General features: G+C 57.3%; 17 protein-coding genes and 1 pseudogene. 13 read left to right on the top strand and 5 right to left on the bottom strand.

The window, feature by feature from the left end:
• The first annotated feature begins 1 nt into the window (after position 1).
• From QQK16_RS12330 to QQK16_RS12285, 10 genes are all read left to right on the top strand, one after another.
• Positions 2–493: a type II secretion system protein gene (locus QQK16_RS12330; protein ID WP_284196767.1), complete on the top strand. Its 492-nt coding sequence runs from the start codon at positions 2–4 to the stop codon at positions 491–493.
• Between the two features lie 2 nt (positions 494–495).
• Entirely contained in the window at positions 496–864 is a 369-nt protein-coding gene (locus QQK16_RS12325) for a type II secretion system protein (RefSeq protein WP_284196766.1), read from the top strand.
• 4 nt (positions 865–868) lie between these two features.
• Positions 869–1,330, top strand: a complete 462-nt coding sequence (locus QQK16_RS12320; RefSeq protein WP_284196765.1) for a type II secretion system protein — start codon at positions 869–871, stop codon at positions 1,328–1,330.
• 51 nt (positions 1,331–1,381) lie between these two features.
• Entirely contained in the window at positions 1,382–1,804 is a 423-nt protein-coding gene (gene gspG / locus QQK16_RS12315) for a type II secretion system major pseudopilin GspG (RefSeq protein WP_284196764.1), read from the top strand.
• A gap of 16 nt (positions 1,805–1,820) precedes the next feature.
• Positions 1,821–2,999 carry a type II secretion system F family protein gene (locus QQK16_RS12310; protein WP_284196763.1) on the top strand — a complete coding sequence of 393 codons (1,179 nt, stop codon included), beginning with the start codon at positions 1,821–1,823 and terminating at the stop codon, positions 2,997–2,999.
• Positions 3,000–3,014: 15 nt separating this feature from the next.
• Positions 3,015–4,667, top strand: coding sequence for a GspE/PulE family protein (locus QQK16_RS12305; RefSeq protein ID WP_284196762.1), 1,653 nt, complete (start codon positions 3,015–3,017; stop codon positions 4,665–4,667).
• Positions 4,648–5,409, top strand: a complete 762-nt coding sequence (locus QQK16_RS12300) for a hypothetical protein (protein WP_284196761.1) — start codon at positions 4,648–4,650, stop codon at positions 5,407–5,409. The genes QQK16_RS12305 and QQK16_RS12300 overlap by 20 nt, the downstream gene beginning before the upstream one ends.
• Positions 5,410–5,412: 3 nt before the next feature.
• The gene (locus QQK16_RS12295) at positions 5,413–5,916 is read left to right on the top strand and encodes a PilN domain-containing protein (RefSeq protein ID WP_284196760.1); all 504 of its coding nucleotides are present in this window, start codon (positions 5,413–5,415) and stop codon (positions 5,914–5,916) included.
• Positions 5,917–6,122: 206 nt separating this feature from the next.
• Positions 6,123–15,047: an Ig-like domain-containing protein gene (locus QQK16_RS12290; protein WP_284196759.1), complete on the top strand. Its 8,925-nt coding sequence runs from the start codon at positions 6,123–6,125 to the stop codon at positions 15,045–15,047.
• A gap of 2 nt (positions 15,048–15,049) precedes the next feature.
• On the top strand, positions 15,050–15,439 hold the full coding sequence (locus tag QQK16_RS12285; protein ID WP_284196758.1) for a hypothetical protein: 390 nt from the start codon (positions 15,050–15,052) through the stop codon (positions 15,437–15,439).
• Positions 15,440–15,873: 434 nt separating this feature from the next.
• On the opposite strand, the gene QQK16_RS12280 is transcribed toward QQK16_RS12285, so the two are convergent.
• Positions 15,874–16,530: an integrase core domain-containing protein gene (locus QQK16_RS12280; protein ID WP_284196757.1), complete on the bottom strand. Its 657-nt coding sequence runs from the start codon at positions 16,528–16,530 to the stop codon at positions 15,874–15,876.
• Positions 16,531–16,929: 399 nt separating this feature from the next.
• Entirely contained in the window at positions 16,930–17,148 is a 219-nt protein-coding gene (locus QQK16_RS12275) for a helix-turn-helix domain-containing protein (protein WP_284196756.1), read from the bottom strand.
• Positions 17,149–17,311: 163 nt separating this feature from the next.
• Here QQK16_RS12275 and QQK16_RS12270 point away from each other — a divergent pair, with 163 nt between their 5' ends.
• The 3 genes from QQK16_RS12270 to QQK16_RS12260 are packed head-to-tail and all read left to right on the top strand — an operon-like array spanning position 17,312 to position 18,739.
• Positions 17,312–17,590 carry a hypothetical protein gene (locus tag QQK16_RS12270; RefSeq protein WP_284196755.1) on the top strand — a complete coding sequence of 93 codons (279 nt, stop codon included), beginning with the start codon at positions 17,312–17,314 and terminating at the stop codon, positions 17,588–17,590.
• Positions 17,587–18,360, top strand: coding sequence for a thioredoxin fold domain-containing protein (locus tag QQK16_RS12265; protein WP_284196754.1), 774 nt, complete (start codon positions 17,587–17,589; stop codon positions 18,358–18,360). The genes QQK16_RS12270 and QQK16_RS12265 overlap by 4 nt, the downstream gene beginning before the upstream one ends.
• Positions 18,361–18,364: 4 nt before the next feature.
• Positions 18,365–18,739, top strand: a complete 375-nt coding sequence (locus QQK16_RS12260; protein WP_284196753.1) for a hypothetical protein — start codon at positions 18,365–18,367, stop codon at positions 18,737–18,739.
• Between the two features lie 107 nt (positions 18,740–18,846).
• Here the strand turns inward: QQK16_RS12260 and QQK16_RS21225 are convergent.
• From QQK16_RS21225 to QQK16_RS12250, 3 genes and pseudogenes are all read right to left on the bottom strand, one after another.
• Positions 18,847–18,963, bottom strand: a pseudogene (locus QQK16_RS21225) (IS3 family transposase); the annotation flags it as partial.
• 545 nt (positions 18,964–19,508) lie between these two features.
• Positions 19,509–24,560 carry a PAS domain S-box protein gene (locus QQK16_RS12255; protein ID WP_284196752.1) on the bottom strand — a complete coding sequence of 1,684 codons (5,052 nt, stop codon included), beginning with the start codon at positions 24,558–24,560 and terminating at the stop codon, positions 19,509–19,511.
• Between the two features lie 42 nt (positions 24,561–24,602).
• Complete coding sequence (locus tag QQK16_RS12250) at positions 24,603–25,493, bottom strand: transporter substrate-binding domain-containing protein (RefSeq protein ID WP_284196751.1); 891 nt, start codon at positions 25,491–25,493, stop codon at positions 24,603–24,605.
• Positions 25,494–25,503: the final 10 nt, after the last annotated feature.

Raw genomic sequence — 25,503 nt, 5'->3', positions numbered from 1 at the left:
CATGCCCACGTCGTGTCAACGCGCTCGCCAGGCGGGTTTCAGCTTTATCGAGCTACTCGCTTCACTGGCCATATTGGCCTTGATGGCTGCCGTGGCCATGCCGCTGGCCGAAAAAACGGTGCAGCGCAGCAAAGAGCACGAACTCCGGCGGTCGCTGCGTGATATGCGTCAGGCCATAGACGCCTACAAGGCAGCGGCGACGGCTGGGCGTATCGAGGTGGGGCTGGATGGGTCGGGTTATCCGCCGACCTTGCTGGATCTCGTCAATGGGGTGACAGACAAGAAGAACCCCGATGGTGCCAAGCTCTACTTCTTGCGCCGTCTGCCGCGCGACCCATTCTTTGCGGATGACGAGGCCCCGAACGAGGCTAGCTGGGGCCTACGTAGTTTTGAGTCACCCCCCGATGCACCGCGCAGTGGAGACGATGTTTTCGATGTGTACTCGCTATCAGAAAAAAGGGGCTTGAATGGCGTGCCCTACAAGGAGTGGTGAGCATGCGTAAACAAGGCTTCACCATGATCGAGCTACTGGTCGCCATGGCCATTATCGCTACCTTGCTGTCCTTGGCTGCGCCCAAGTACTTCAACAACCTGGAGCGCACCAGGGAGGCGGTACTGCGCGAGAACCTGTACCTGATGCGAGACGCCATAGACAAGTACTACACCGACAAGGGTAAGTACCCGAAAGAGCTGGATGACCTCGTCAAGGAGCGCTACCTGCGGGCTATTCCCATCGACCCACTCACCGAGAGTGCGGCGAGCTGGAAGTCAGTAGCACCGGAGGATACGGCCTTGGGGGGCGTTTACGATGTACGTAGCACGGCGCCCAATAGCAAGAGCGGCACCAAGTATTCCGAGTGGTAGTGGCATGCATCGGCAGCGTGGATACAGCTACCTGATTGCCTTGTTTGCTGTGGCAGTACTGTTGGTGGTCAGCCTGCGGGCGCTGGAACACAGCAAGACGGCAGGCAGGCGGGAGCGCGAGGCGGAGCTGCTGTTTGTCGGCCAGGCCTACCAGCAGGCGATCAAGGATTACTACCAGTTCTCGCCCGGGACCAGCAAGCAATACCCGCCGGACTTGCAGGCCTTGCTGCTGGATAATCGCGCAACCCGTACCCGCCGGCCCCTGCGTCGGCTATATCGTGACCCCATGACTGGGAGTGCCGATTGGGGGCTGGTCAAGACGCCGGATGGGCTGGTGAAGGGCGTGTACTCGCTCTCGACGGAGCAACCAATCAAGACTGGTGGTTTTCCTGAGGCCTTGCAGGCACTGGAAGGTGCCAAGCGCTATCAGGACTGGAAGTTTGTGTTTGAACCTACCCCGGGCTGAGTATGACGCAGCCCGATGAATCACCCTTACCTCTGGAGAGGAAGAAGCACCATGAGTAAGTCGCAATATCGCCAGCAGGGCTTTACCTTGCTGGAGTTGCTGGTTGTACTGCTGATCATTGGCTTGTTGGCCGGCTTTGTTGGCCCCAAGTATTTTGGCCAGATCGGCCGCTCTGAGCAGCAACTGGTCAAGGCGCAGATCGATGCCTTCGACAAGGCCTTGGATCAATACCGCGTGGACACCGGTAGCTACCCGACCACTGCGGAGGGCTTGGCAGCGTTGTTTGCCAAACCGGCAGATGCTGCCAAGTGGCGTGGCCCTTACCTGAAGAAGGCGGTACCGGTGGACCCATGGGGCAAGGCCTATGTCTACAACTCGCCCGGTTCCAATGACCGCGAATTCGAGATCATCTCGTATGGTAAGGACGGGGTAGCGGGTGGCAGCGATGACAATGCCGATGTGACCAGCTACTGAGCCAGGACCAGCAGCGATGCGTTTTCGGGCCAAGGTGTTGAACGCCAGCATGGCGGTGGAGTTGCGTGAGCTGGATGCCGCCAGCGAGGAAGAGGCACGCCGATTCATTGAATCGAGCGGTGAGCGTCTGCTGGCATTGAACACCATCAGCGCAGGCCTGGCTCGACGGCCAAGAGCCTTCAACATGACGGTGTTCAACCAGCAATTGCACTCCTTGCTGGAGGCAGGCCAGCCCATCGTCGATGCCATCGAGATACTGGGGCGCAACGACAGGGCAGGGCGCCACCGCGCCATTTACGACACGCTGTTGCAGGGCTTGCAGCAAGGTAAGCAGCTCTCTGAAGCCATGGCCAGCCTGCCGTCGGTTTTTCCGCCGCTGTATGTGGCCATGGTGCGCGCCAGCGAGACGACAGGCACGGTCAGGGCGTCAATACGACGTTTCATGCACTACCAGAAACAGTTGGACGAGATACGCGGCAAGCTGATCTCGGCGGCCATTTACCCCGGCATTCTGGTGAGCGTTGGTTTTCTGGTGATCGCTTTTCTGATGCTGTACGTGGTGCCGCGCTTCAGCGCGGTATTTGACGATGTGGCCGCCAGAAAGAACGCCACCGCCGGACTCGTGCAGATATGGGGCAGCTTTGTACGGGAGCACACGGCGCTGGCCTGGCTGGGTGTGCTGGGCCTGTTTGTTGGGCTGGTCGTGCTGCTTGTCCACCCCGGTTTGCGTGGCTGGCTAGGGCGGCAGATGTTGTCCACCCCTTGGCTGGGCGAGAAGGTATGGATACTGCAGTTGGCAAGGCTGTACCGTACCTTGGGCATGTTGTTGCGTAGCGGCGTGAGCGTGCTCTCAGCCATGAAGATGACCGAGGCTTCCTTACCGCTCGCCATGCAAGGGGACTTGCGCATTGCTGCCCAGGGCGTCAGCGAAGGCAAGTCGATTTCTCTGGTCATGCTGGAAAACAAACTGAGTACCGAAGTGGCGCATAGATTGCTGCTGGCAGGTGAATCGTCCGGCAATTTGGATGAAATGATGGAACGTATTGCCGATTTCTATGATCAGGAAGTCGCCGGCTGGATAGACATGGCCGGCAGGCTGGTCGAGCCTATCCTGATGGTTGGTATCGGCTTGGTCATCGGCGCCATCGTCATGATGCTCTACACCCCGATATTTGATCTGGCAAATGCACTGTAACCGACGGCCTATGTGATGTTGACGCTACAAGAACTGAACCTGGCCCAGCAGTCTGCCGGTATGACGACAGATTGGCTTAGCCTGCTGGCCGATCAGCATGATCTGCCACGCGACGAGCTGTTGCTGGTGGCAGCAGAGCTGGCGGGCTACCCGGCTTTGACTGTGCAGGCCGATTGGCCTGTGGTGCCGGATTTCGAGCTGGTGCCCTATACCGACATGGTCGAGCGTTTGCTGGTGGTTGGTAGAGACACGCATGGGCAGCTATGCGCGGTACTGGGGCGACCACTGGATAGCAAAGTGGGTGCCTGGCTGGCCAATCTGGGCCTGCCTTTGCACGAGATCTACCTGGCCGACCCGCATGCCTTGCGTGGCGAGCTGGAGAAGCACGAATCAGCCTTCAGCGCGGTGGCCGAGGCGGTTGGCTTGGATCAATCCATCGAATTGGCACGTGACGACAGCGCCGACCTGACACTGACCTCTATCCAGGGCGAGGCCAGCCCAGCGGTGAGGTTGATCAACTCCACCGTTTTTGATGCGCTGCGTTTCGAGGCCAGTGATATTCACTTGGAGTCGGTGCCACAGGGCTTGGTGATCAAGTTCCGTATTGATGGCGTATTGAACCGTATTGCAACGGTCAATAACACGGCACTGGCGGAGCAGGCGATTGCCCGCATCAAGGTATTGGCGGAACTGGATATTGCAGAGAAGCGCATTCCACAGGATGGCCGCTTCCGTGTGGCAGCCAAGGGTAGGGATATTGATATCCGCGTTTCCATCATGCCCAGCATCCATGGCGAGGATGCCGTACTGCGTATTCTGGACAAGCAGGCCTTGATAGACCAGGTCCAGCGGCTGACGTTGGACTCGTTGGGCTTCGACGGAGAAACCATACGCCTGCTGCGCCGCCTGGCATCGGAGCCCTACGGCATGATGCTAGTGACCGGCCCCACCGGTAGCGGCAAGACCACCACGCTGTATGCCGCGATGACCGAGATCAACCATGGCGAGGACAAGTTCATCACCATTGAAGACCCGGTGGAGTATCAGCTACCCGGCGTACTGCAGATACCAGTCAATGAAAAGAAGGGCCTGACCTTTGCCGTTGGCCTGCGTTCGATCCTGCGCCACGACCCAGACAAGATACTGGTGGGCGAGATACGCGACCCGGAAACTGCCCAGATCGCAGTGCAATCCGCCTTGACGGGGCATTTGGTTTTTACCTCAGTCCACGCCAACAACACCTTTGATGTGATCGGCCGCTTCATGCACATGGGGGTCGATCCCTATAACTTTGTCTCCTCGTTAACGGGGGTGATAGCCCAGCGACTGGTGCGGCAGAATTGCCCGAACTGCACCGAGGATGTGGTGTTGGACGAGCTGTTCTTGTCGGACTCCGGCATCCGCGATCCCGAAGCCTACCGGTTCCGGGCAGGGAAGGGCTGCACGGTATGCCGTGGCACTGGGTACAAGGGCCGGCGCGCTGTGGCAGAGGTGCTGCGGCTGACAGATGAGATACGTGAAATGATCATTGGTCGTGCGTCCATCCGTGCCCTGAAAGAACAGGCGCGCAAGGAGGGCTCCCGATTCCTGCGTGATGTTGCGCTGGAACTGGTGCGTGATGGGCATACCACTTTGCAGGAGGTCAATCGTGTCACTTTTGTGGCCTGATCGCGTGCATGTGGGCTTGTTCTCTGGACATTGCTGGTTGCAGCAAGGCAAGGCCAGCACAGAAGCGCCAATCGCCTGCCCGCAGCCGGATGACTACCTGCTTGCGCTGGATGCCTTGCTGGATAAGCCAACAAAGGCACTACGCCCTGGCAGTCGTGTGGCGTTGACGGTATCAGACAGCCTCGCAGCCAGCATCGCCTTGCCTTGGCAGGCAGAGCTGACCGAGGCGGGCGAGTTGGCGACCTATGCGCGTATCTGCTTTGAGCAAGCGGGTATCGAGGTAGGGGCGGATTGGGTCTTGGCAACCTATTTCCGCCATTATGGCGCCCAGGGCCTGGCTTATGCCTTGCCGGCTGGGTGGTTGGAGCAGCTTGGTGCCAGCCTGCAACGTCGCGGCCTACGGCTGCAGGGCGTGTTGCCAGCGTCAGCGGCGGCCTATTCGCTGCATGCCTGCCCGGCCAAGCAGACCCTGTCGTTATTGCTATTGCGCGAACCGACACGTATCACCGCCTTGGTCTATGTACTGGGCAAGCTGCAAGCCCGTGATGTCGAACCGGTGACGCGGAGCGAGCAAGAGGCGGGCACCCGTCTGCTGAGGCGCTTGAGCGTTCAGCACGGCAATTTTGCGCGGGTGGATACCTGGTCGCCACTTGGCCCGGAAGCTGACATCCCCGCTAGGTATATTGCAGCCAGTTGGCCGACGGCCGAGGTACGAACCTTCGCCAGAATGGCTTGGTGTTGAATCATGAAATCGACTTCTGGATACCTTGAACCGCGCAGCCGTTATGGCACTCAGCTAGGGCTATTGGCCTGCGCCCTGCTGATTGGGGCGGGACTACTGGGATGGCAAGCACAGGTGCAACGGCAGGCAGCAGACGAGCTGGCGCTGCGTAACCAGACGCTACGCGCAGCACAAGCCGTAGCACCTACCCAGGTATCGCGGCCAGCCGCAGCAGAAGCCAAGCACTGGGAGGCACTGCGGGTTGAACGCGAGTTTCCGTGGCCAGACGTGCTGGTGGCAATAGAGCGCGCAACCAAGGACGATGTGGAGCTATTGGAGTTCGTGCCCGACAAGCAAAACCGCCGTGTGGTCCTGAGCGGCGAAGCCCGAGATCGCAAAGCGCTGGCCAGCTATCTGGAGGCCTTGTCTGCCCAACCGGCGCTGCACCATGTCCATCTGACGCATCAGCAGTCCCTGTTGCGAGATCGGCTGGAGACGGTGGAGTTCGAGATCAAGGCAGGGTTGTAGGGAGGAAAATAGTGGCCCTTGCCTTATAGGCCGCAATCCCCCGAAACCCGCACCCAGCCTCATTTCTGCCGCATTGCAGCAAATCTATCAATAACAATGACTTGCCATCACTCACCCGCCTCGGGTAGAGTGCCGCCCTTTTGTCGCCAGCCAGAATATATGTTCGCTGGTTGACTGATGGCATAACCAAAATCACAGGGGGACGTATGCAACAAACTGCATACGCTGGGTTCCTGCGCGCACTGCGCACAGGCTTGTTTACCGTTGTCGCCGCGCTGCTCATCGCAAGCGGCTCAGCCTGGGCTGCCATCAATGTCACGCTCGGCACCAGCGGAACGACCTTCACCGCCCCCGCCAGCGTCACGCTGACCGCCACCGTCACTGGTGGTGCCGTCACCAAAGTCATGTTCTACGCGAATGGTGATTATCTTGACCAGCGCGTCAGCGGCATCTACTCGCTACCGCTTAGCAACGTACCAGCCAATACCTACCAGGTCCACGCTGTCGGCGTTGACGCCAACAACCAGACCTATAAGTCTAATACGGTAACCGTTACGGTCCACCGTCCACCGACGCTACCCACCGTCAACGTCCAGGCGCTCACCAGCAGCCTGAACTATCCCGGTGATTACGTCGTCGCAGCCACCGCGAGTGGTGGCGAGGCCAACGGTGTCAGTGGCACGATTGATAAAGTTGAATTCATTCTCAGCCGTATCGACAGCGGCCGCGTGGTCCAAACCGTCCCTGACTACAGCGCACCCTACGGCGCCAGTTTCTCCAACATCGCGGTAGGCGAACACATCGTTACCGCCACCGTCTATGCCAAGATAGGCTCTACCGCCGCGCAACCGGTCAGCCACAGCACGCCTCGCTTCACCATCAAGGCGGTCCATCCCGGTGTCCAGATAATCGCCCCCGCAGGCGGCACCAACTTCCCCTTGGGCCATGGCATCCTGATCAAAACCACGACCAATGGTGGCGGCCTACCCATCAAGCGGGTCGAGTTCTACCAAGGCAGTACTAAGCTGACTGACGTCAGCACTACGCCCTACGAATACAACTGGTACAACGCCCCGCTGGGCACCCACACCCTCAAGGCCAAGATATACACCGACGCCGGCAGCTCGGAATCCGGCAGCTTTACGATCAACGTCGTTCCCCCCTTGAAGGTCACCCTGACCAAGCCGGCAGCGGGCACGAAAGTCGCCAAGCAACCGCATAATCTCGACCTGGCGGCGACCACCACCGGGAACGGTATCAAATCCGTCGCCTTTTTCGTGCGTTCTCCGGGCCAACCGGACTACAACATCGGTTTTGCCAATACCAATGGAACAGGCAACTACGCTACCAGCGTCCTGCTGACAGGAACGCCCGCAGGCCCGGTTCAGCTCTATGCCGTCGCCAAAGATGGTACCGACGGCAATGGCACCACCCTGGCTACCAGTGACCTGGTCAATGGCACCGTCAGCAACGTACCGCCCAAGGTGAGCGCATCGGTAACGCCCGCCAACGAAGCAGGCACCATCCTGCTGAACGGCAGCGCCAGCGATACCCATGACGAAGCGGGCAACCCTACCGGCCAAGGCCAAGTGGTCAAGCTGGAGGCCTTTGTCCGTACTGCCACGGGCAGCTACGGCAGCATCCCAGTAAAAAGTATCTCAGGCACGGCCGGCACGCTCAGCTTCAGTGGCCATCTATACAGTGGCAATCCGGGCAACTACTACCTCGAGGTACGCGCAACAGACAATCAGGCCAGCACTACCAAGCATGAGATCCCCTTCACCCTGGGTACTGGCACGGCCGGCAGCGTGCAGGGTGTCATTGATGGTGTTTACCGCGACGCAGGCAATGTCTACCTGCGGGGCTGGGCTTGCGAAACCGGCATCAATAGCGCGATACAGATCCGTATCTTTGGGCAGCAACCCTACGGTCAAGCCAACAGCATCCTTATCGGCAGCGGCACGGCCAACCTCAGCAACGAAACCCGCGACGACAGCAATACCCGCTGTGGCACCAACATAGGCCACCGCTTCAAGATCGATATCACCGCCGCCAACACTGCCGGCAAGATCCCCCTGTATGTCTACGGCCAACGCAGCGGCAATGGCGAACTCAGCGCCTTGAGCTGCGGTGCGAGCAACTGCCTGATGCCCGGTACGCTGAATCTGGGGTTTACCACGCCCGAAGACAATGCCCGTATCAGCACCGGTAGCCTAGGTGCCGACCTGTTCCTGCGTGCCAAGGTGACGGGCAAGGAGGCTGGCGCCACCATCGACAAGGTTGAATTTACGGTTGAAGGCGAAGTACTGGCCGGCGTGCCAGACACTGAAGCAGACACCTATGTGGCCCGCAAGACCGGGCTGCTCGCCCGCACTGCACCTTACCTGGTGAGTGCCAGCGTCACGTCCGGTGGCGTCAAGGTAAACGCAAGCACACGACAGGTCTATGTGGATGCGGGTGGCGGCAACGCCAGTATCGGCCTCACCAGCCCGCTCTCGGGCAGCCAGTACATTCAGGGTACGCCGATCACACTGCAGGCCAAGCTCGGCTCGGGCACGGTCAATGTGAAGAAGGTGACTTTCTTTGGTGGCAGTGACGGTACCACACGGATAGGGGACGTCATCAGCTTTACCACGGGGACAGATGGCTTACGCGTGGCGACCTTGAACTGGACGACCGCCGCCCTGGGTAGCCACAAGATCATTGCCAAGGCCTATGACACCTCGATGGTGATCGGGACGTCGAGCAGCACAGGAACGGTTATTTCAGTGGTCGCCGCTGGCGGGCCTGGCGATGCCACACCAATCGCCATCACCAGCGATATTGAAGCCGACCTCAGCAACTACCTGAGCAAACCCGATGCTGGCAGCCTACCGGGCCAACTGAGTGTCAATGGCGGCGCCGCCACCTTTAGCCTGCCGATTAGCCTACCGCCAGGCACCAATGGCATGGTCCCCAGCGTCAGCCTTAATTACAGCAGCCAAGCACGCAACGGGATTGCCGGCCTGGGCTGGGGCCTGTCGGGTTTCTCCGCCATCCATCGTTGCAACAAGACGCTGGTTCAGGATGGCGTCGTGGGGGCAGTACGCTTTGATCTTGAGGATCGCCTCTGCCTGGATGGCCAGCGCCTGACACTGGTGAGTACCGGGACCAACCCCGCCAATGACCAAGATTACTGGCGTGAGGATGCGGAATACCGCACCGAGATCGAAACCTATAGCCGCATTACCCGTAGTAACACTGGCGGTAAGCTGGGCTTCAAGGTCGAGAGCAAATCCGGCCAGATCATGTATTACGGCGATAGCGACAACAGCCAAGTTGATGCGCAGGGCCGGGTAGACCAGCAAGCCAATAGCTGGGCGATACGCCGTACCCAGGATCGCAACGGCAACCTGGTTGACTACCGCTATAGCAAGGACAGCACCCGAGGTGAACATCTCCCCGTGGAAATCCGCTGGGGCGGCAATGACGCAGCCAATCAGGCGCATTACGCCAAGGTCAGCTTTGTCTTTAGCGCACAGGATCGACCCGATACCGAAGTAGGATATTTGTCTGGCAGCAAGGTGACCCGCAGCAAACTGCTGGAAGCGATCCAGACCTATACGGACACCGATGCGGCCGGTAACGGCGGCAAAGCGGGTGTGGTCTATACGCTTACCTACGGTGCGCCTAGCCCCACCAGTGGCCGCAGCCGCCTGGAGTCGATACAGGCGTGCGAAGGTGCGCAAGTGGGCAGCACGCCCAAGTGTTTGCCTGCAACACGATTTGGTTGGGGCCAGCCAGCAGGCGATGCCAGCCCAAAACTGCTTATTACCAGCACGCGTAACGGCCCGGATTTAGTGACCAAGGGCATGACGGGTGGCAACAAGTACCACCATATCAATCAGTCTGACTTTGATGGCGATGGCCGTGACGATCTGCTGTCGGATAACTGGAACCTATACCAGTCGACGGCAGGCAACTGGACTCATCGCCCGCTGACCCCTGTGGGTGGCAACGCCACCCTGCATGCCACGGCCATGCTCTTGGGCGACTATGACGGTGATGGTGTCACAGATGTGGCCTACCCCGACAATGGCAACCTGATGGTGTGCCGCTCCACCTTGCGTGAAGGCGGTAGTGGTTTTACTTGTAGCAACTGGGGCGCAGTGGCGACCGATGGCAAGAAAAACCCCTACATGCCCGCCGATGTCGATGGCGACAGCCGTACCGACATCGTCGTGCGCGGGAGTACTGGTGGCAAGGCGTGCATATCTACCGGAACCGGATTTACCTGTAAGGACTGGGCGCAGGTATCCAAGGTAATACCAGAGCCAGAGCAGCGTCCGACCATGGACGAATTCCCTGACCCGCAAGCCGATATCACCCCCTTCTCCGGCGACCTGAATGGCGATGGCCTGGGCGACTTTGTACGCGTCTTCCCCACCGGTATCAATGCCAACCTGGTCATGGAAGTCCAGGTTTGCCTCACTGCCAAGACGGGTTTCGATTGCAGCGTCTGGTTCAGTTCCACTGCATCGAGTGATGTTGGCGCCGAAGTGCGCCAGGCCGCGCGCAACGGCCAACTGGTACAGGACTTGAACGGCGATGGCTATGCTGATCTGCTGCTCATGACCGATGTGAAGCGTCTGTGCTACTCGACCGGCAAGCGCTTCGATTGCCAACTGCAGGCAGAAATCCTGCCCAAGTTCGGCGCAAGCCATCTGACGGATGTCGATGCTGACGGTCATATTGACGGCATGTCCGGCAGTTATATCTGCCGGATATGGGGTACCGGCAATCAATGCAAGAACAACGCCGATAGCCAGAGCCCCTACGGCGAACAAATGGTAGGGGACTACGATGGCGACGGTCGCCCGGATATCGCTGCCAACAGCTATACCGACCGGGGGCAGTGGCAAATTGCCTCATTTGCCAACCTAGCATTGGAAGGCCAGGCACTGGACCGCATCATCAATGTCTACAACGGCATGGGCCAGGAAACCCGCGTCGGCTACGCCAACAGCAATCTGCCCACCGTCTATAGCCGCGACGCTTTCAACGCCCAAGGTGCGTCCATTACACGCAGCTACCCACAGTTTGCCCAAGCCAAGCTAGGCCTACTGGCCAACGAACTGCACCAGGGGAGCGGCAAGCTGGACAACGGTAACACCCGCTGGCTGAGCACCGCCTTCAAATACGCTGGCGCAGCAGTCGAAGCCAATGGCCGTGGTAGCCTAGGCTTTGCCCAGGTGCAAAGCACCGACCTGACCACGGGCCTGCAGAATAGCCAATGGATCAACCAGACCTGGCCACATATCGGCTACCCGCTGGCCAGCCGATCTGTCCTGGGGGGCGTCACCCTGAGCGAGGCCAGCCACAGCGGCTTTGTGCAGAAACAGGTTCTGCACCCCAACGGTGCCAAGACCCTGGTACCCGTGGTCACCACCAGTACCAGCAGCAAGCGCGATCTCAATGGCGCCGCACTGGGCACGACCACCAGCAGCAACGGCTACAGCGACGGTCCGTGGGTGGATCTGCGCACCACCAGCAGCACGACCACCGGCACCACCAGCCTCGGCGCGGTCAGCCATGTCACCACCACCAGCACTAGCTATTACCCCATGGATGCCGGCCGCATTGCCGCCTGGCGCCTGGGCGAAATAGAGAGCACCGCCGCCCTCAAGAGCCGTAATGGCAGTACACCGGTCGGCGTGCAAACCCACTACACCTACAACAGCAAGGGCCAGGTCGAAACCGAAACCGTCACACCCTGGGCGCTCGACGCCGGCAAGACCCTGGCCGACTACCAGGTCAAAACCACCTATGGTCGCAGCGGCAACAACTTCGGCCTGGTCAATACCAAGACCCAGGCCTGGTACGACCCCGCCGAACAGGCCAACCAGACCCGCGTAGTCGAAGAAGTCCAGTACGACAGCAAGGGCCGCTTCGCCGAAACCGTCTACAACGCCAAGCGCCATCAGGAAATACGCCGCTACGACAGCCGTACCGGCGCACAGACCAGTCTTACCGGCCCCAACGGTCTTACCACCCACTGGGCGGTAGACGGCTTTGGCCGCAAAGACAGCGAAACCCGCGCCGATGGCAGCGTCACGCGCTACTACCACAAGCAATACAGTGACGGCAGCCACCCCGCCATCCGCACCGTCACCTTTGCCGACAGCTTCATGGGCAGCCAGCGCACCGCCGTACCCACCCTGGTCTTTGCCGACGACGCCGGCCGCCAGATGGGCAGCCTGCACTGGAGCTATGTACTGAACGGCCAGCAACCCCCTCAGCCGGTGACACGTCGCGTTCATACCCGGCAGACCTATGACGCCCGAGGCCGCACAGACACCACTTACCAACCCTACTTTGAAGGCGATACCGCCTATGAAGCCAGCCGGCAGGAATACGACGACCTCAACCGCGTCATCCGGCAGTACAGCAAAGACGAGCAGAACCGTGACCTGGTGGCGACCAATATCTACAATGGCCTGCTGATCACCAGCCAGAACGCCAAGCAGCAGACCAAGGTAGACGAGCGCGACCCCCTGGGGCAATTGATCAAAACCCAGGATGCCCTGGGCGGCATCACCCTGTTCGAGCGCGACGCCTGGGGCAACCTCGTCCAGACCACCGACACCGCCGGCAACATCATCACCGTCCGCTACGACGCACTCAACCGCAAGGTCGAGTTGAACGACCCCAACCTGGGCCTGATCACCTACCGCGTCAACCCCCTGGGCCAGACCTGGCAGACCATCAGCCCCAAGCAGCGAGCCCAAGGCCAAGCCACCCAGTTCAAGTTTGACGAACTGGGCCGCCTGATCAACCGGCGCGAAACCGACCTGATCAGCTACTGGGTCTATGACACCGCCACCAAAGGCATAGGCCAACTGGCCAGCGCCTACACCTGCAGTGGCATCGACACCAGCGCCACCTGCCCGCGCGAATACGAACGGCACCACAGCTACGACAGCCTGGGCCGGCCCAGCACCGTCACCACCATCCTGGACACCGGCAGCAACGGCCGCTACACCAGCACCCCACAGTACGACGCCTGGGGCAGGCTGTACCAAACCCGCCAGCAACGTGGCACCGACCCCGTCAAGACACTGGATCAGCGCTACGACGCCTATGGCAAGCTCAGCCAGTACTGGTACGGCCAGCAACTGATCTGGCAAGCCGGCAGCCAAGACGCCGCCGGCCGCAGTCGCCGTAGCCAGCTCGGCAACGGCCTCACCGTCCATACCGACTACTCCGTCTATACCGGCCGCCTGCAGTCAGACCGACTGCAGGACGAACGACCGCAAAACAGTAGCCAGCCCGCACGGCTGAGCGAAGCCTACGCCTACGACGTCCTCGGCAACGTCGCCACCCGCACCCAGTACTGGAACGGCAGCGAAGGCTTCCACGAACAGTTCGACTACGACAGCCTCAACCGCCTGACCGAAAGCACCGTACAGGCACAGGCCAAGCAAGTCTTCGAATACCACCCCAACGGCAACCTGCGCAGCAAGACCGGTGTCGGCAGCGGCGACTACGTCTACCCCACCCAGGGCCCCGGCGTAAAGCAGCCCCATGCCGTCCTCGCCATACCCGGCCTGGGCAGCTTCAGCTACGACCCCAACGGCAATATGGAAACCGCCCCAGGGCGTACCCAGAGCTGGACCAGCTTCGACATGCCACACCGTCTGAGCAAAGGCAGCGACTGGAGCCAATTCGTCTACGGGCCGGAACATCAGCGCATCAAGCAGACGCAAAGCGACGGCACACAGACCCGCTACGCCGGCAGCATGGAAGTGGAAATCAAAGGCAGCGTCACCACCCTCAAGACCTACTGGCCAGCCGGCCTCGGGTTTGAGCGAGAAGTGGTGGGCAGCGGCACCGCCCAGCGCTACTGGACGCATACCGACCGGCTGGGCAGCGTCATAGGCATCAGCAACGAAGCCGGTGAACTGACGCAAAAGCACGGCTACGACGCCTGGGGCAAGCGGCGCAACCTGAACGGCAGCGGCACCCCTGACCACCTGGAAGGTGGGCTCGACAACAAGGGCTACACTGGCCACGAAATGCTGGACCAGCTAGACCTGGTGCACATGAACGGGCGTATCTACGAACCACTGATCGCGCGCTTCATGAGCGCAGACCCGTTGATTCAGGAACCGGAGCATAGCCAGAGCTACAACCGTTACACGTATGTGTGGAACAACCCCACCAATATGACGGACCCGACAGGATTTGCGGCAAACCGGGCACAAGGCATTCTGGGGGCGGATACTGTTTGGGACATAGAGTGGGCGCGCGCAGCCCAACGAGAAGCAGACAGGGAACCCTGTAGCTACCTGGGCTGCAAGCCCAAAGGAAGCACCTCGTTCTATGCGTTCGACGCATCCACTACCAAGCCAGCAGCCGGGGCAGGGCCGGTGAATTGCTTGTCGGATAAGAACCCGTGTAAGCTGCAACTGGTAGACAAGGACAAGGCTGCAAGAAGTTACTCCTCATTGAGAGCGACACCGCTCTCACCAGAAGAGCGGTTGTACTTCGGTACCGCCGGTAATGCACAAGGACGTTTAGCACTCGCTATCCTGTCGGGCTGGTCTAAGACGGCCGCTGCTTGGGGTATTACCAAGAAGCAAGGTGTCCCGTTTGATTACATGACAGCCAGGGTTCCGAGTGAAGGAGCGGCAAAGCGGGAGCGTGAAGACTCGCTTATCTTGACGCTGCTTGGGGGGATAGGGCTTGAGGCGCGCCTTGCTCGAAGCGCGACAGCGAGCCCAAGCCTAAATGGACCAATTTTCAATCCTGCTGGAAAGGTAAGGGCGGAGAAGTTTGCTGATTTCCAGCAAGGTGTTTCGCTACGAGAAACTATTGACCGCATTGCAGGAGACAGCCCGGTGGTTACCTATACAGCCTCGGGGAAAACTCTCTATACAAACCCGACGACTGGAAAGCAGGTTGTATACGACAATGCTGGGGATTATTTCAGGGTTGAAGACACCACGGTTACCGGACCGCTTCGATACACTGATCAGTTCGGAAACTCTATTCCTAATAACGTGCCGTTGATTAAAAAAAACGGTGTTTCTGAGACAGGTGTTCCGGCGGATGTGAGAAAAGCCCTTACGCACTTTACCAATACGGACTAAGCATGCATCCATCGTACTTCTTAAATGTTGGCATGTCGGAAAATGATCCGGCAAGAGAGCTAAAATTACCGCCGGAGGTTTCGGAGTGGCTGTTCTTCACTAACTATTGGGCGCATCTGAATCAGGTTGGTGAGGCCTCCTTTGCTCAGTATGAAGAGGAGGTGTTGACTAGCCAGCTAATACCTAGCGCTATCGAAGCTCTCGAGAGAATAAAGGGCACACTGTCTGCAACACCTACGCACGACATCCAGTTTGTATATGGATGGAATGAGCGTAGGGAGGAGATTTTTTGCACAATCAGCACTTCACTTCTACTTGAAAAAGTAGTTTGCCTAGAGGAGTTCTTCTTGGCGGCATTGCACATGCAGGCTGATATTTACTGTCAGCTTTAATGTTAGGGAGGCTTTGCAAAAGTGCCCTGTCCGCTGCCCTGTCCGCTCGTCCGCAACAGCTAGGGTACCCATAGCGAGCGGGCTTTTCACTAATATCCCGCCACTTTTCAGGCCACCAGACCGACAGCTTGTCAGCGCCAGCCGTGCGATAGCTGCCGGATTGCTTAAGTTTTGTGCAATTCGGCAGGGCTGGACGCGTTTGTTCCCGGACAGCCTTGCCCTGTCCGCTAGTCCGCAACAGTTAGGGTGCCCATAGAGAGGGGATTTTTCACTAAAAGCCCCCCACTTTTCAGGCCACCAGACCGACAGCTTGTCAGCGGCAGCCGCGCGATAGCTGCCGGATTGCTTAAATTTTGTGCAATTCGGTAGGGCTGGACGCGTTTGTTCCCGGACAGCCTTCCGTTGCCTGTGCTGCTTCCAACGGCTGCGGTGCACTACCTGCGCAAATAGACGCCTGCCAGCAAGCCATCCCAAGCCTGGAACAGATATGCCCCCTTGGGTATCTGCTGGTAGGGATCCATCCCTTGCCAGGCTTCGAGTGGCGTACGCCCGTTCAAATGCTGATGGGGCCGTATCGTGTTATACCAGAACGTAAACTCGGCCATGGCTTGCTGCAGTCCCACCAGATCGGCAACCCTAAGCTGATTCAGCTTGCCTTTCAAAGTACCGAATAGCCTTTCGATTCTACCGTTCTGCCAAGGCATGCCGGGTTGGCTAAACTGTTGTCGGATGCCGAGCTGCTTCAGTACAAAGCAAAATAACCAGGAACGGAAAACCGCCTCATTGTCGGTTCTGATGACCCTGGGTGGGCCGAAGGTCTCCACCACACTGATCAGCACCTTCAATAGTGTGACAGTGCGCTTGTCCGCAACCGGTGCCAAGTGCATCGCCAGTCGGCTACCGTGATCGATGATGCCAAGCAGGGTGTGGCGATTGCCATCTTGATCCCCTTTGCCCGTCAAATCCAATCCCCAGACCTGATTGCATCGCATGAGTTTCGGTGTCTCACGCTTCCAGCGCAGCCGTAGATCAGCGATAGCATAATGGTGTCGCTTGATCGTCTCGGCCACCCAGGTCTTGCCAACAGTCATGCCACGCCTGGCCCCATGTAGGCGATTGAAGCTGTCCGCAACCTTGTGGCAGCTTAAATCCGTTAGTGCTTTCAGCCGAATCACTTCCTGTACTACCCAGTCTGGTTTGCGCCGACTGTGGCCGGTCGGGCGCGTAGCCCTCACACGCCTATAGTTGACGCGCCTGAGACCTGGAAAGCAGAAACGCATGAGGCGGTGCCAACAGGCTACCAACCAGTGCCAAAGCTGGGAAAGGCTAAACATCGGTAAATGGGGAGCATCTTACCAGCGAGTGGTGGACGGATATGCGGCGGGCATTCGGACCTTAAGCGAGCTCAGTAGAGTCGAAGGCGCAGATTCTCACCCCCAGATTAGTGCTCACCGGATCAGTCTGCGCCAACGGGGGGATTCCGTGAACAGCTAGCGCCAGTGCTGGAATAGCTCTCCAATGGGGACTTCCAGAGTTTCAGCAAGCCTGCAGATGTTGAGCAGCGCAATGTTGCGCTGGCCACGCTCAACGCCACCCAAGTAACTCCTCGCGATGCCTGATTCCAAGGATAGCTTTTCCTGCGACCATCCCTTGACTTTCCTCAGCTCGCTCAACCTCCGTCCGAACGTAACCCTTGGGTCTTCCTGCATTTCTCGTCCCCAAAGGGAAAAGATGCTAGGCAGTGGGCCACTATGAGACGACGCCCTATGAGTGACAATAGAGCAAAACCACGGCAAAATTGTCACTTATAGAGTCCAGCCGGCTACCGATGACATATAGCCGGCCAATCAATAACCGCACCAGAGGAAGGCCATGGGACAAGGAGAGAAACTTCAACACGAGGTGGATTCGGCCGCACGCATCTTCTTGGATCACGCACAGCGTGGTCTGACTGAGATGGCCAGCGCCGATCTCGATCCGCTATTGGCATTGCAAGCAGCGGTGCAAATGACGATGCGCCTCTACGCCGATCGAATCGGCAACGATGCCGTAGCGATCCAGCAGATTCGTCGTTTCGTGGATGCCTGGGAGGAAGACATCACTGAGCTACCGGTCACGTTCTATTTCCATACCGCTCCGGAGATACGATGACGCAAAGCAAAGTGGCTGTTCTGGCAAATCGCGTGGTCTTGGCAATGATGAGCGCGCTACTCACAACCAGCGCCCTGGCCGCCAAAGAGACCGACATCCTCAAGAGCCTGCGGGCGCAACTCGTCGATAAACCTTCGGCTGTCCGCGCCTCACCCATCTCAGGCGTGTATGCGGTGTACTTTCCTGGCACCGAGCACATCACACCACGTGCCTACGTTGATGAGCGTCTGACCGTGCTGGGCAACTCGGAAACCGGATATACCTACCTGTCCGGTCCCAAGCGCGGTCAGGACCTATCGCAGGACGAGCAACGGCAGCTCTATCGACAATGGCTCGGTAGTCTGTCGAAGGATCAGTTCCCGACCTACACCTTCGGTACCGGCAAGCGACAAGTGCTGCTTTTCACTGCCTTCGACTGCCCCAGCTGCCGCAAACTGGAAGATGCGCTTCAAAAGCGGGCCAAGCAGCTGGATGCTACGGTCTACATCGTGCCGACCTCGTTGCGGTTCGATCACAACCCGGATGCGCAGTCCAAGCTCAAGGGCGTGCTCTGCGCCGACGACAAAGCGGCCAGCTGGAAATCGCTGATCCTGAGCGGCCAAGCCTCTCCTGTCTCGTGTAATGCGGACCCCTTTGCCTTTGCTCGTCTGGCCTTAGCCTTCCCGGCATCGGTGCCCAACTCTGTACCCACAGCGATCACATTGGACGATGGCAAGGTCTACAGGCTGGTGCTTGATCAATTCGAGGCCATCTTCGGCGTGAAGCCGTAAGACCATGGGTGCCTTTCTGCTTGGCCTGGCGTACGTCTTCGCGATGTCTGGCCTGTATGTATTGACCGACCGTGTAGCGCCCCGCATCGACTACAACGCCGCATCACCAGGTAGCAAAGTCCTGCTGCTCCTCTTCGCTGGATATGCAGGGCTGCATGGATGGTTGATTCCGCAGTTGATTCTGTATGACGCACTGGGTTGGAAGTGGACCGGGGGATGGTTGTGGCCTCTCGCCCAAGGATTTGGCGCCTTGGCTTGCTTCGCGGTGGTATTCCGAGGCGGGATTGTGGGGGTCGTCCTGTCTATCGTTGCGTTCTGCGCACTCATCTTAGCCCTGTATCTGACGACGGTGTATCTGCCCGGCGTACTCTCTGGGTGATGAGAGTCCGTGTTTTCAGCGATTTGCACCTGGAGTTCTGCGTTTTCGACCCAGCTCTGTTTGGGTCCAATCGGTGGCGGCTGCACCACGCGCAGATGACCGGGCCGCTTACGTCGACGCCTTAGCCGCAGGGATAAGCCTGCTTCCTTGTAAACCCATTCGACCCGTTTGTGGCTAATTCGCCAGCCTTCACGCTGTAGCAGTACATGCAGCCTAGGCGACCCTCAGGGAAGTAGGGCGGTGCTGGATCGGTGTGCGGTCATAGTGCACTTTAGGGGGCGTACGTCATCGGTGAAATGTGGTTCGTCATGCAAGATTTTCACCTTTTGCCGTGAAATTTCAGATACATCATCTTATGGCTTAAATCGATCCTATCAATTGGTTGAGCGGTCGATTGTAAGTCATTGATCTTTCATGGAGGTGATTTTCAATATTTGCCTCTATGCACATTTGGTGTACGTAGTGGCATAAGTTGAAATTTCGCCCCCATAAAGTGAAATTTCACTAGCCCCAAAAGCTGAAATTTTTGCGCCGTTGGCAATCAATGGCCAAGCAATAGCCCCGCTTTAGCGGGGCTTTGTGTTTCTGCTGAGCCTTTCTACCCAACTGGCGGCACCGCAAATGGTGCGCACAGCACCTATCTTTCCGGTGTTTGATGGGACTCAATCTACAGCTGCGTTTTGCAACAAAGCGAACAAGTTGTTGACGGGTTGCTCATCCACTAAAGCGGCTGAGGGCGATCGGAAAATTCACCTACAGCCGGTTACGATCAGGCAGTGAGGTCGCTCACCAAAGCATTTATCTGGCCAATGGCGTCCAGGAATGCCAGCGATTGGATATGAGCTGATATCGGTTGCAGGCGTTCCAACACGGTTGGGCTGACTTCGCGTGTTAGGTTGTCCATCATTTCAATCGCCTTCATGTTCCCACCCTCCAGTAAAGGAACGATCTCGGTGAGACGATTCACGGTCGCCGATATCGTCAGCGCTTCATGCAGCGGTATGGTCTCCTGGGGTTCTATGCCAACAACCTCTGCGAACTTCGCTGTCAATGCGCTGTGGTTTTGCTCCAGCAGTTGGCGCAATTTTGATACTTGATCCGTGGTCAGGTGCTCAAAATTGCTGTCTCCGCGCTGTTTGACGCCACGCTCCAGTTGGGCTGCATATTCCCCTAGTTCATTTGCGCCGACAGTCATTGCCAGCCCTTTGAGGGTATGCAAGGGAACTATCAAGGACTTCGCGCTGATCGCTCGTTCGCACTGGGCTAGCTGTTGGTTCGCTTCACTCTTGAATGAGGCCAGCGTCGCGTTCAGCAGCAACTTATTTCCGCCGAATCGTCGCAGTGCCGAGGTAATGGCCTGGTGGTAGCCGTCACCCTCGGGTGAAGAGGGGGAGCCTGGGGGGGGGCTTTCCTGCCCCACCAACCGAACGATGTTCGATACCAACTCGTCAATGTCGAAGGGCTTACCAATGTGGCCGTCCATTCCGGCAGCGAGACACGCCTCTCGATCATCGCCGGATGCGTTTGCAGTCATCGCAAGGATCGGCAATTCGGTGTTGGAGATCTTTTGCCGAATCCGACGCGTCGCCTCTAGGCCGTCAATATCCGGCATTTGTATATCCATCAGCACAACGTCAAATTGTTGAGCGGATTCACTTGCCAGTTGAACACCGGGAAGCCCTGCTTCGGCCATTGTCACTCTCGCGCCTTCGGCACTCAACAGTTCAAGCGCTACCTGTCGGTTCAGTGCATTGTCCTCGACCACAAGTATCCGGATACGCTCCAGTCGGCGGGGGTGTTCCGGTACGGGACTTTGCGGCCTTGCGGGCGCGTTACCCGACAGGATTCTGGCCAACACATCTGTGAGTTGATTTGGCGTAAGGGGTTTCGTAAGAAAGTCGGCAAACGGTGCATTCATCGTTGCCTGGGACTCTAGGAGGGCTTCCCGGCCGTATGCCGTGACCATCACAATGACTGGTGGCTTGTCAGCATTCGGGAGGTCACGCATCACCGATGCTGTCGTGAGTCCATCCATGCCGGGCATGTGCCAGTCCATCAGCACGACATCATATTTTTTTCCAGCAAGGCGAGCTTGATTGGCCATCTCAAGCGCCTCGGTGCCGCTCGCCGCTTGGTCTGCATGCCAACCAAGGTGCTCACAGAAACCGGATACCACCTCACGCGCCGTCGGGTTGTCATCAACGACCAACAATCGCAGGGAACGAGGAAGATCTGGAACTAATGTGACCAAAGGGGGCGTGTCGCTGACTGGCAGGCATAGCTCAAACGAAAACTCACTCCCCCGGCCTGGTTCGCTACTTACTGCAATATCACTGCCCATGATTTGGACCAGACGCCGACTAATTGCAAGACCGAGCCCGGTTCCTCCGAAGCGTCGTGTCGTTGACGCTTCTGCTTGGCTAAAGCCATCAAAAATCTTTTCCAGTTGTTCCGCAGCGATACCGATTCCTGTGTCTCGAACTGCTATCCGAAGGTTGACATGGTGATCGGCCCGGCTTTGCTGCATGAAGGAGATGACAACCTCACCTTGCTGAGTAAATTTGATCGCGTTGCCGGACAAATTGATCAGAATTTGTTGTAGTCGGAGTCGATCAGCCACCAAGGTCCTCGGCAAGGCAGGGTCAACCTCAAACAGGAGTTCAACGTCCTTACCGCCAAGATTGCCGGAGAGCACGACTGCTAAATCTCGTAGTAGCTGCTCCACATCGAACGGATGAGGGTCGAGCTCTAACTTACCGGCCTCGACCTTTGAAAAGTCGAGGATGTCATTCAGGATGCCCAGCAGGGATTTAGCCGCTGTATCTGCCTTGGCAACGTAGTCTTGCTGACGCGCATCGAGTGCGGTTCGCTGAACCAGTTGCAGCATGCCAAGGACCGCGTTCATCGGCGTACGAATCTCGTGACTCATATTCGCCAGGAACGATGACTTTGCTGTGCTTGCAAAGTCAGCTTGCTCTTTTGCACGCCGCAAGCTGCTCTCAAGTTGCAGCTGGTCCGTGATATCGCGATTTATGCCAGTTACTCGGATCGGATTCCTTGCTTGATCCCTTTCAACCTGCGCACCAGCCTGGATGTAGCGAACGCTTCCATCGCGTCGCACAACACGGAAGGTGGGATCAAACGTAGCCTTACCCTCCAGTGCGGCCATGAGTCTCGCAGCAGCGGCGTCGACGTCGTCAGGGTGCACTCGCTCACGCCAGTTCTCATAACTCAGGCCCCCGGCTTTGAGTTCCATAGGCTGATCGTAGAACTGGTACATGCGGTCATTCCATATCAGCGTATTTGACGCGATATCCCAGGTCCAGATACCCATCTCAGCCACCTCTATGGCCAACTCAAGCTGATCTCTAGCGGCAGAAATTGCCCGCTGATCGGCTTTGACTCTGGTGATGTCGGTTGCGATACCCAGGTAGCCGGTTACCTTCCCTCCGCCGTCCTTCATGGGGGTAACGGTTAGCGAAACGGGAACGCGTCCCCCGTCTTTTCGCACATACGTCCACTCCCGAATTTCAGCGCCCTCTATCTCAGGGATCGCCACAAGCACCTTGAAGCCCACAATCTGCGAGCCGAGCGCCGCCGATAGTTGCCGCCCGCGTTCCTCTACTTCTTCCTGGTCGTGAAAAATCGCTGGGGTTTGTTTATCACACAGTTCATAAGCCCGATATCCCAGCAATCGTTCGGCGCCCGAATTAAACACCTGAATTACACCATCCACATCGGTCGCAATAATCGCGACCTCAGAGGCAGCTTGGAGTATGTTGCGAATCAACGAGTTCAAGCGCTCCAATTCCGCCTCAGCGGTCTTGCGTTCGGTAATATCCTGAAAGGCGCCAACCAGTCTGGCGGGCTGACCATTGCGATCCAACTCCACTTCGCCAACTACGCGAGCCCAAATGAACCGGCCAAAAGCGGAAACCATGGGCAGTTCCAAGTCCCAGGGTTGATGCGTTTCAATCGCAGTAGAAATGGCCTCTTGAATACGTGAACGCGCACTCGGCTCATAATAACTGAGTGCCTCTTCCATTGTTGGTACATGCCCTGGTGGCAAATCGTGGATACGACAGGTTTGATCTGACCACATAACCTGATTGTGTTTCAAATCCACAGCCCAAGCGCCAATGCCAGCTATTTGGCCAGTACGTTCAAGGAAGTCCTTTCCTTCTTCCGCAGCCTGCTCCGACGCCTTAATGTCGCTAATGTCTAAATGCGTACCATAAATCCATTCGGGGGAGCCGTTGTCGGCGTAAGTCGAAATTCTCCCTTTCGCCAACATCCAGATCCACTGGCCATCATTATGGCGCATTCTTAGTTCTTGGCTATAAGTTGCATTGATGCCTTTGATATGTCTTTCTAATAGATCCTGATATGCCGCAATGTCATCGGGATGAATGAGTGCCTCCCAGTCGGCCCTGGAGTATTCCGAACGTGAATGGCCCAATACTTCAAACCAGCGGTCGTTTAATCGGATTTGGCTGGTCGCAACATTCAATTCCCAAGTCCCGACTCCTGTGCCGTCGATGATCGAAGCGAGGCGGGATTTTTCGGAATCAATGAGGGCGGCGAGTTTCTTTTCCTCGGTTACGTCAATGACGACGGCCAAAGTACGAATGCGTTGGTCGTTCGAGTCCAACTCCCAAATGCCGGAAAGTCGAACGTCAATGACACTTCCATTTCTGCAAAGCATTTGGTACTCGGCATTTTCGACATATCCGTCTCTATTGAACTGTGGCAATACCACTTCAAGGGCATGTTTTTGTGACGCTGGTGTGAGGAACTCGATGGATTTTCGACCTAGGACTTCTTCTCGACGGTATCCCAACTTGGCAAGCCAGGTGTCGCTTACGCTCACGAGGCGTCCGTCTGTATCCAGCGAGTGCATCATTACGGGTGTTTTACTATACAGTCCGCGGAAAGTTTTCTCGCTCTCGTTGAGTCGTAGATTGACGTTGTCAATTTTTTCAAAAGCCGCTGCGGTGATGAGCGGCGGGAGCATGGTAATGATGAAGGGTAGGTAAAACAGCAGGTTGGCGAAGTGGCTCGCGCTTGGGGGGGGGTAGAAATACCCTAGCGCGATTAATGATGCTAAACTCAATGTCATCAACGGCAGTGCTATTGAAATGGCACTGATTCGTCCAATGACTGCAACGCCGATAAGCGAAGCAGATATGTAAACTAATGGATAGGGGAGTGATAGCGGTGCATATAGAGAAGCCGCAATGACGAGAAGATAGCAAATCAGACTTGTCGTGCTGAGTAATTGGCTTTTCAGCGCAGACCACTCTCGACTAAGCAGGAGAATGCCCAAGGGTAAAACAGACAAGCTGCCGATTAGGCTCCCAATCGACCAGGCCATCCAAACCTGTTCGAATTGTCCGAGGTCGTAAGCGACCAGTGCCATTGCGCCTAGTGTGCCGCCTATCGTTGAAGGAATCAGTCCAACAATGGCCAGGGTTTTAAGTAGTTCTGTAGGGTCGGTTAGGCATGTTTGTAGAACAACATAACGCTTAAGCAAGTAGGCACCGACCGCGATCTCAAATAGGTTTCCTGGTACAAATGCAAGCGAAAACCAGAAAGGGTCTCCGAAGCTGGCATTGGCAAGCACCATGGCGGTGCCGATCGCGGCAAGCTGACTTGGCCAAGCTTTAATTGGCTGACGCTGCAACGCAACAACCATTGCAGCGTTGGCTAACCAAATTGTTGCAATACTCCCGGGTTGTCGTGATAAAAATATTCCGACGATTGCAAGCAGGAAGTAGATGATCGCGCTGGAAAAAATATATCTGAGGTTGATTATTCGCATGTGCTTGGTCCGTTTGCCTTAAAGGGGCGTACAGTTCTCACCTCACTCACTTTTAGATAATTTCCGCCTGATGGCAAAAGCCGCGAGCAGTAGAATACTCGCACCAAGTGCCCCCAGTGCAATATTCTCAATGGCTACTCGCACGCTATCCTTTGCAGTGGTTTCGGAAGCATCTATCCACTTACTTAACGTTGTGGTGCGATCTTGATTGCTGAAGTTTCGAATGCCTTTTTCGAGCGCTATCCCGATGTCGGGCCGCTGCTTACTGTAACCAAAGCTCAGAGCATATTCGAACCCTATCGGGCTTTGCACCATTAGGCCATTTGCCTTCTTTTCTCTAATCACGAATGACGCACTGGCAATGTCGGCGACTACCCCTGCGACGCGCCCTGCCAGCAGCGCTTCGATGCCCGCACCGTCGTCAGGAACGGCAATCCACTGAATCTTGGGGTGGCGATTCCGTACAAATCCCTCAACGGCATAGCCTTTCCCTACTGCGATGGTTTGCCCCTCGAGGTCACTGAGCGTTGTCCCTCTTTTTTTGTCAGCACGTGTCAGCAATACCGCAGGAACAGAAACATAGGGGGAAGAAAAGTCGAGGAAACTGGCGCGTTCTGGCGTAGGACGTAGCGATGATATGAGATCGACCTCGCCCTTTTTCGCCATGTCGAGTATTTCAGATAGGCTACGTGCCGGTAAGGTTTCGATTTTTAGTCCCGCTGACATACTAATTGCGTTGAGGATGTCAATGGACAGTCCCCGAACTTCGTTCTTCTCATCGACATAGACGAATGGGCCATAATCCTTCTCAGGAGCAAATCGAACGGGAATGGTTGCCTGCCCATCCGCGCCATGGACGCTGGCAATAAGCAGCAGAAAAAATACTACATGTACTCGACGATTGAACCAGCCCAAGTATCCCGTGCTTTGCATTGCTTACCCC

Source organism: Chitinimonas prasina, assembly GCF_030160395.1.
Classification (GTDB): Bacteria; Pseudomonadota; Gammaproteobacteria; order Burkholderiales; family Chitinimonadaceae; genus Chitinimonas; species Chitinimonas prasina.
The sequence above is the reverse complement of the archived record's forward strand: the minus strand, read 5'-3'. Positions and strand labels throughout refer to the sequence as shown.

Bases quoted from the DNA above. Each gene is read 5' to 3' on its own strand.
- QQK16_RS12330 (WP_284196767.1), top strand. From the start codon at position 2: ATGCCCACGTCGTGTCAACGCGCTCGCCAGGCGGGTTTCAGCTTTATC.
- QQK16_RS12325 (WP_284196766.1), top strand. From the start codon at position 496: ATGCGTAAACAAGGCTTCACCATGATCGAGCTACTGGTCGCCATGGCC.
- QQK16_RS12320 (WP_284196765.1), top strand. From the start codon at position 869: ATGCATCGGCAGCGTGGATACAGCTACCTGATTGCCTTGTTTGCTGTG.
- gspG (WP_284196764.1), top strand. From the start codon at position 1,382: ATGAGTAAGTCGCAATATCGCCAGCAGGGCTTTACCTTGCTGGAGTTG.
- QQK16_RS12310 (WP_284196763.1), top strand. From the start codon at position 1,821: ATGCGTTTTCGGGCCAAGGTGTTGAACGCCAGCATGGCGGTGGAGTTG.
- QQK16_RS12305 (WP_284196762.1), top strand. From the start codon at position 3,015: ATGTTGACGCTACAAGAACTGAACCTGGCCCAGCAGTCTGCCGGTATG.
- QQK16_RS12295 (WP_284196760.1), top strand. From the start codon at position 5,413: ATGAAATCGACTTCTGGATACCTTGAACCGCGCAGCCGTTATGGCACT.
- QQK16_RS12290 (WP_284196759.1), top strand. From the start codon at position 6,123: ATGCAACAAACTGCATACGCTGGGTTCCTGCGCGCACTGCGCACAGGC.
- QQK16_RS12285 (WP_284196758.1), top strand. From the start codon at position 15,050: ATGCATCCATCGTACTTCTTAAATGTTGGCATGTCGGAAAATGATCCG.
- QQK16_RS12280 (WP_284196757.1), bottom strand. From the start codon at position 16,530: ATGACTGTTGGCAAGACCTGGGTGGCCGAGACGATCAAGCGACACCAT.
- QQK16_RS12275 (WP_284196756.1), bottom strand. From the start codon at position 17,148: ATGCAGGAAGACCCAAGGGTTACGTTCGGACGGAGGTTGAGCGAGCTG.
- QQK16_RS12270 (WP_284196755.1), top strand. From the start codon at position 17,312: ATGGGACAAGGAGAGAAACTTCAACACGAGGTGGATTCGGCCGCACGC.
- QQK16_RS12265 (WP_284196754.1), top strand. From the start codon at position 17,587: ATGACGCAAAGCAAAGTGGCTGTTCTGGCAAATCGCGTGGTCTTGGCA.
- QQK16_RS12260 (WP_284196753.1), top strand. From the start codon at position 18,365: ATGGGTGCCTTTCTGCTTGGCCTGGCGTACGTCTTCGCGATGTCTGGC.
- QQK16_RS12255 (WP_284196752.1), bottom strand. From the start codon at position 24,560: ATGCGAATAATCAACCTCAGATATATTTTTTCCAGCGCGATCATCTAC.
- QQK16_RS12250 (WP_284196751.1), bottom strand. From the start codon at position 25,493: ATGCAAAGCACGGGATACTTGGGCTGGTTCAATCGTCGAGTACATGTA.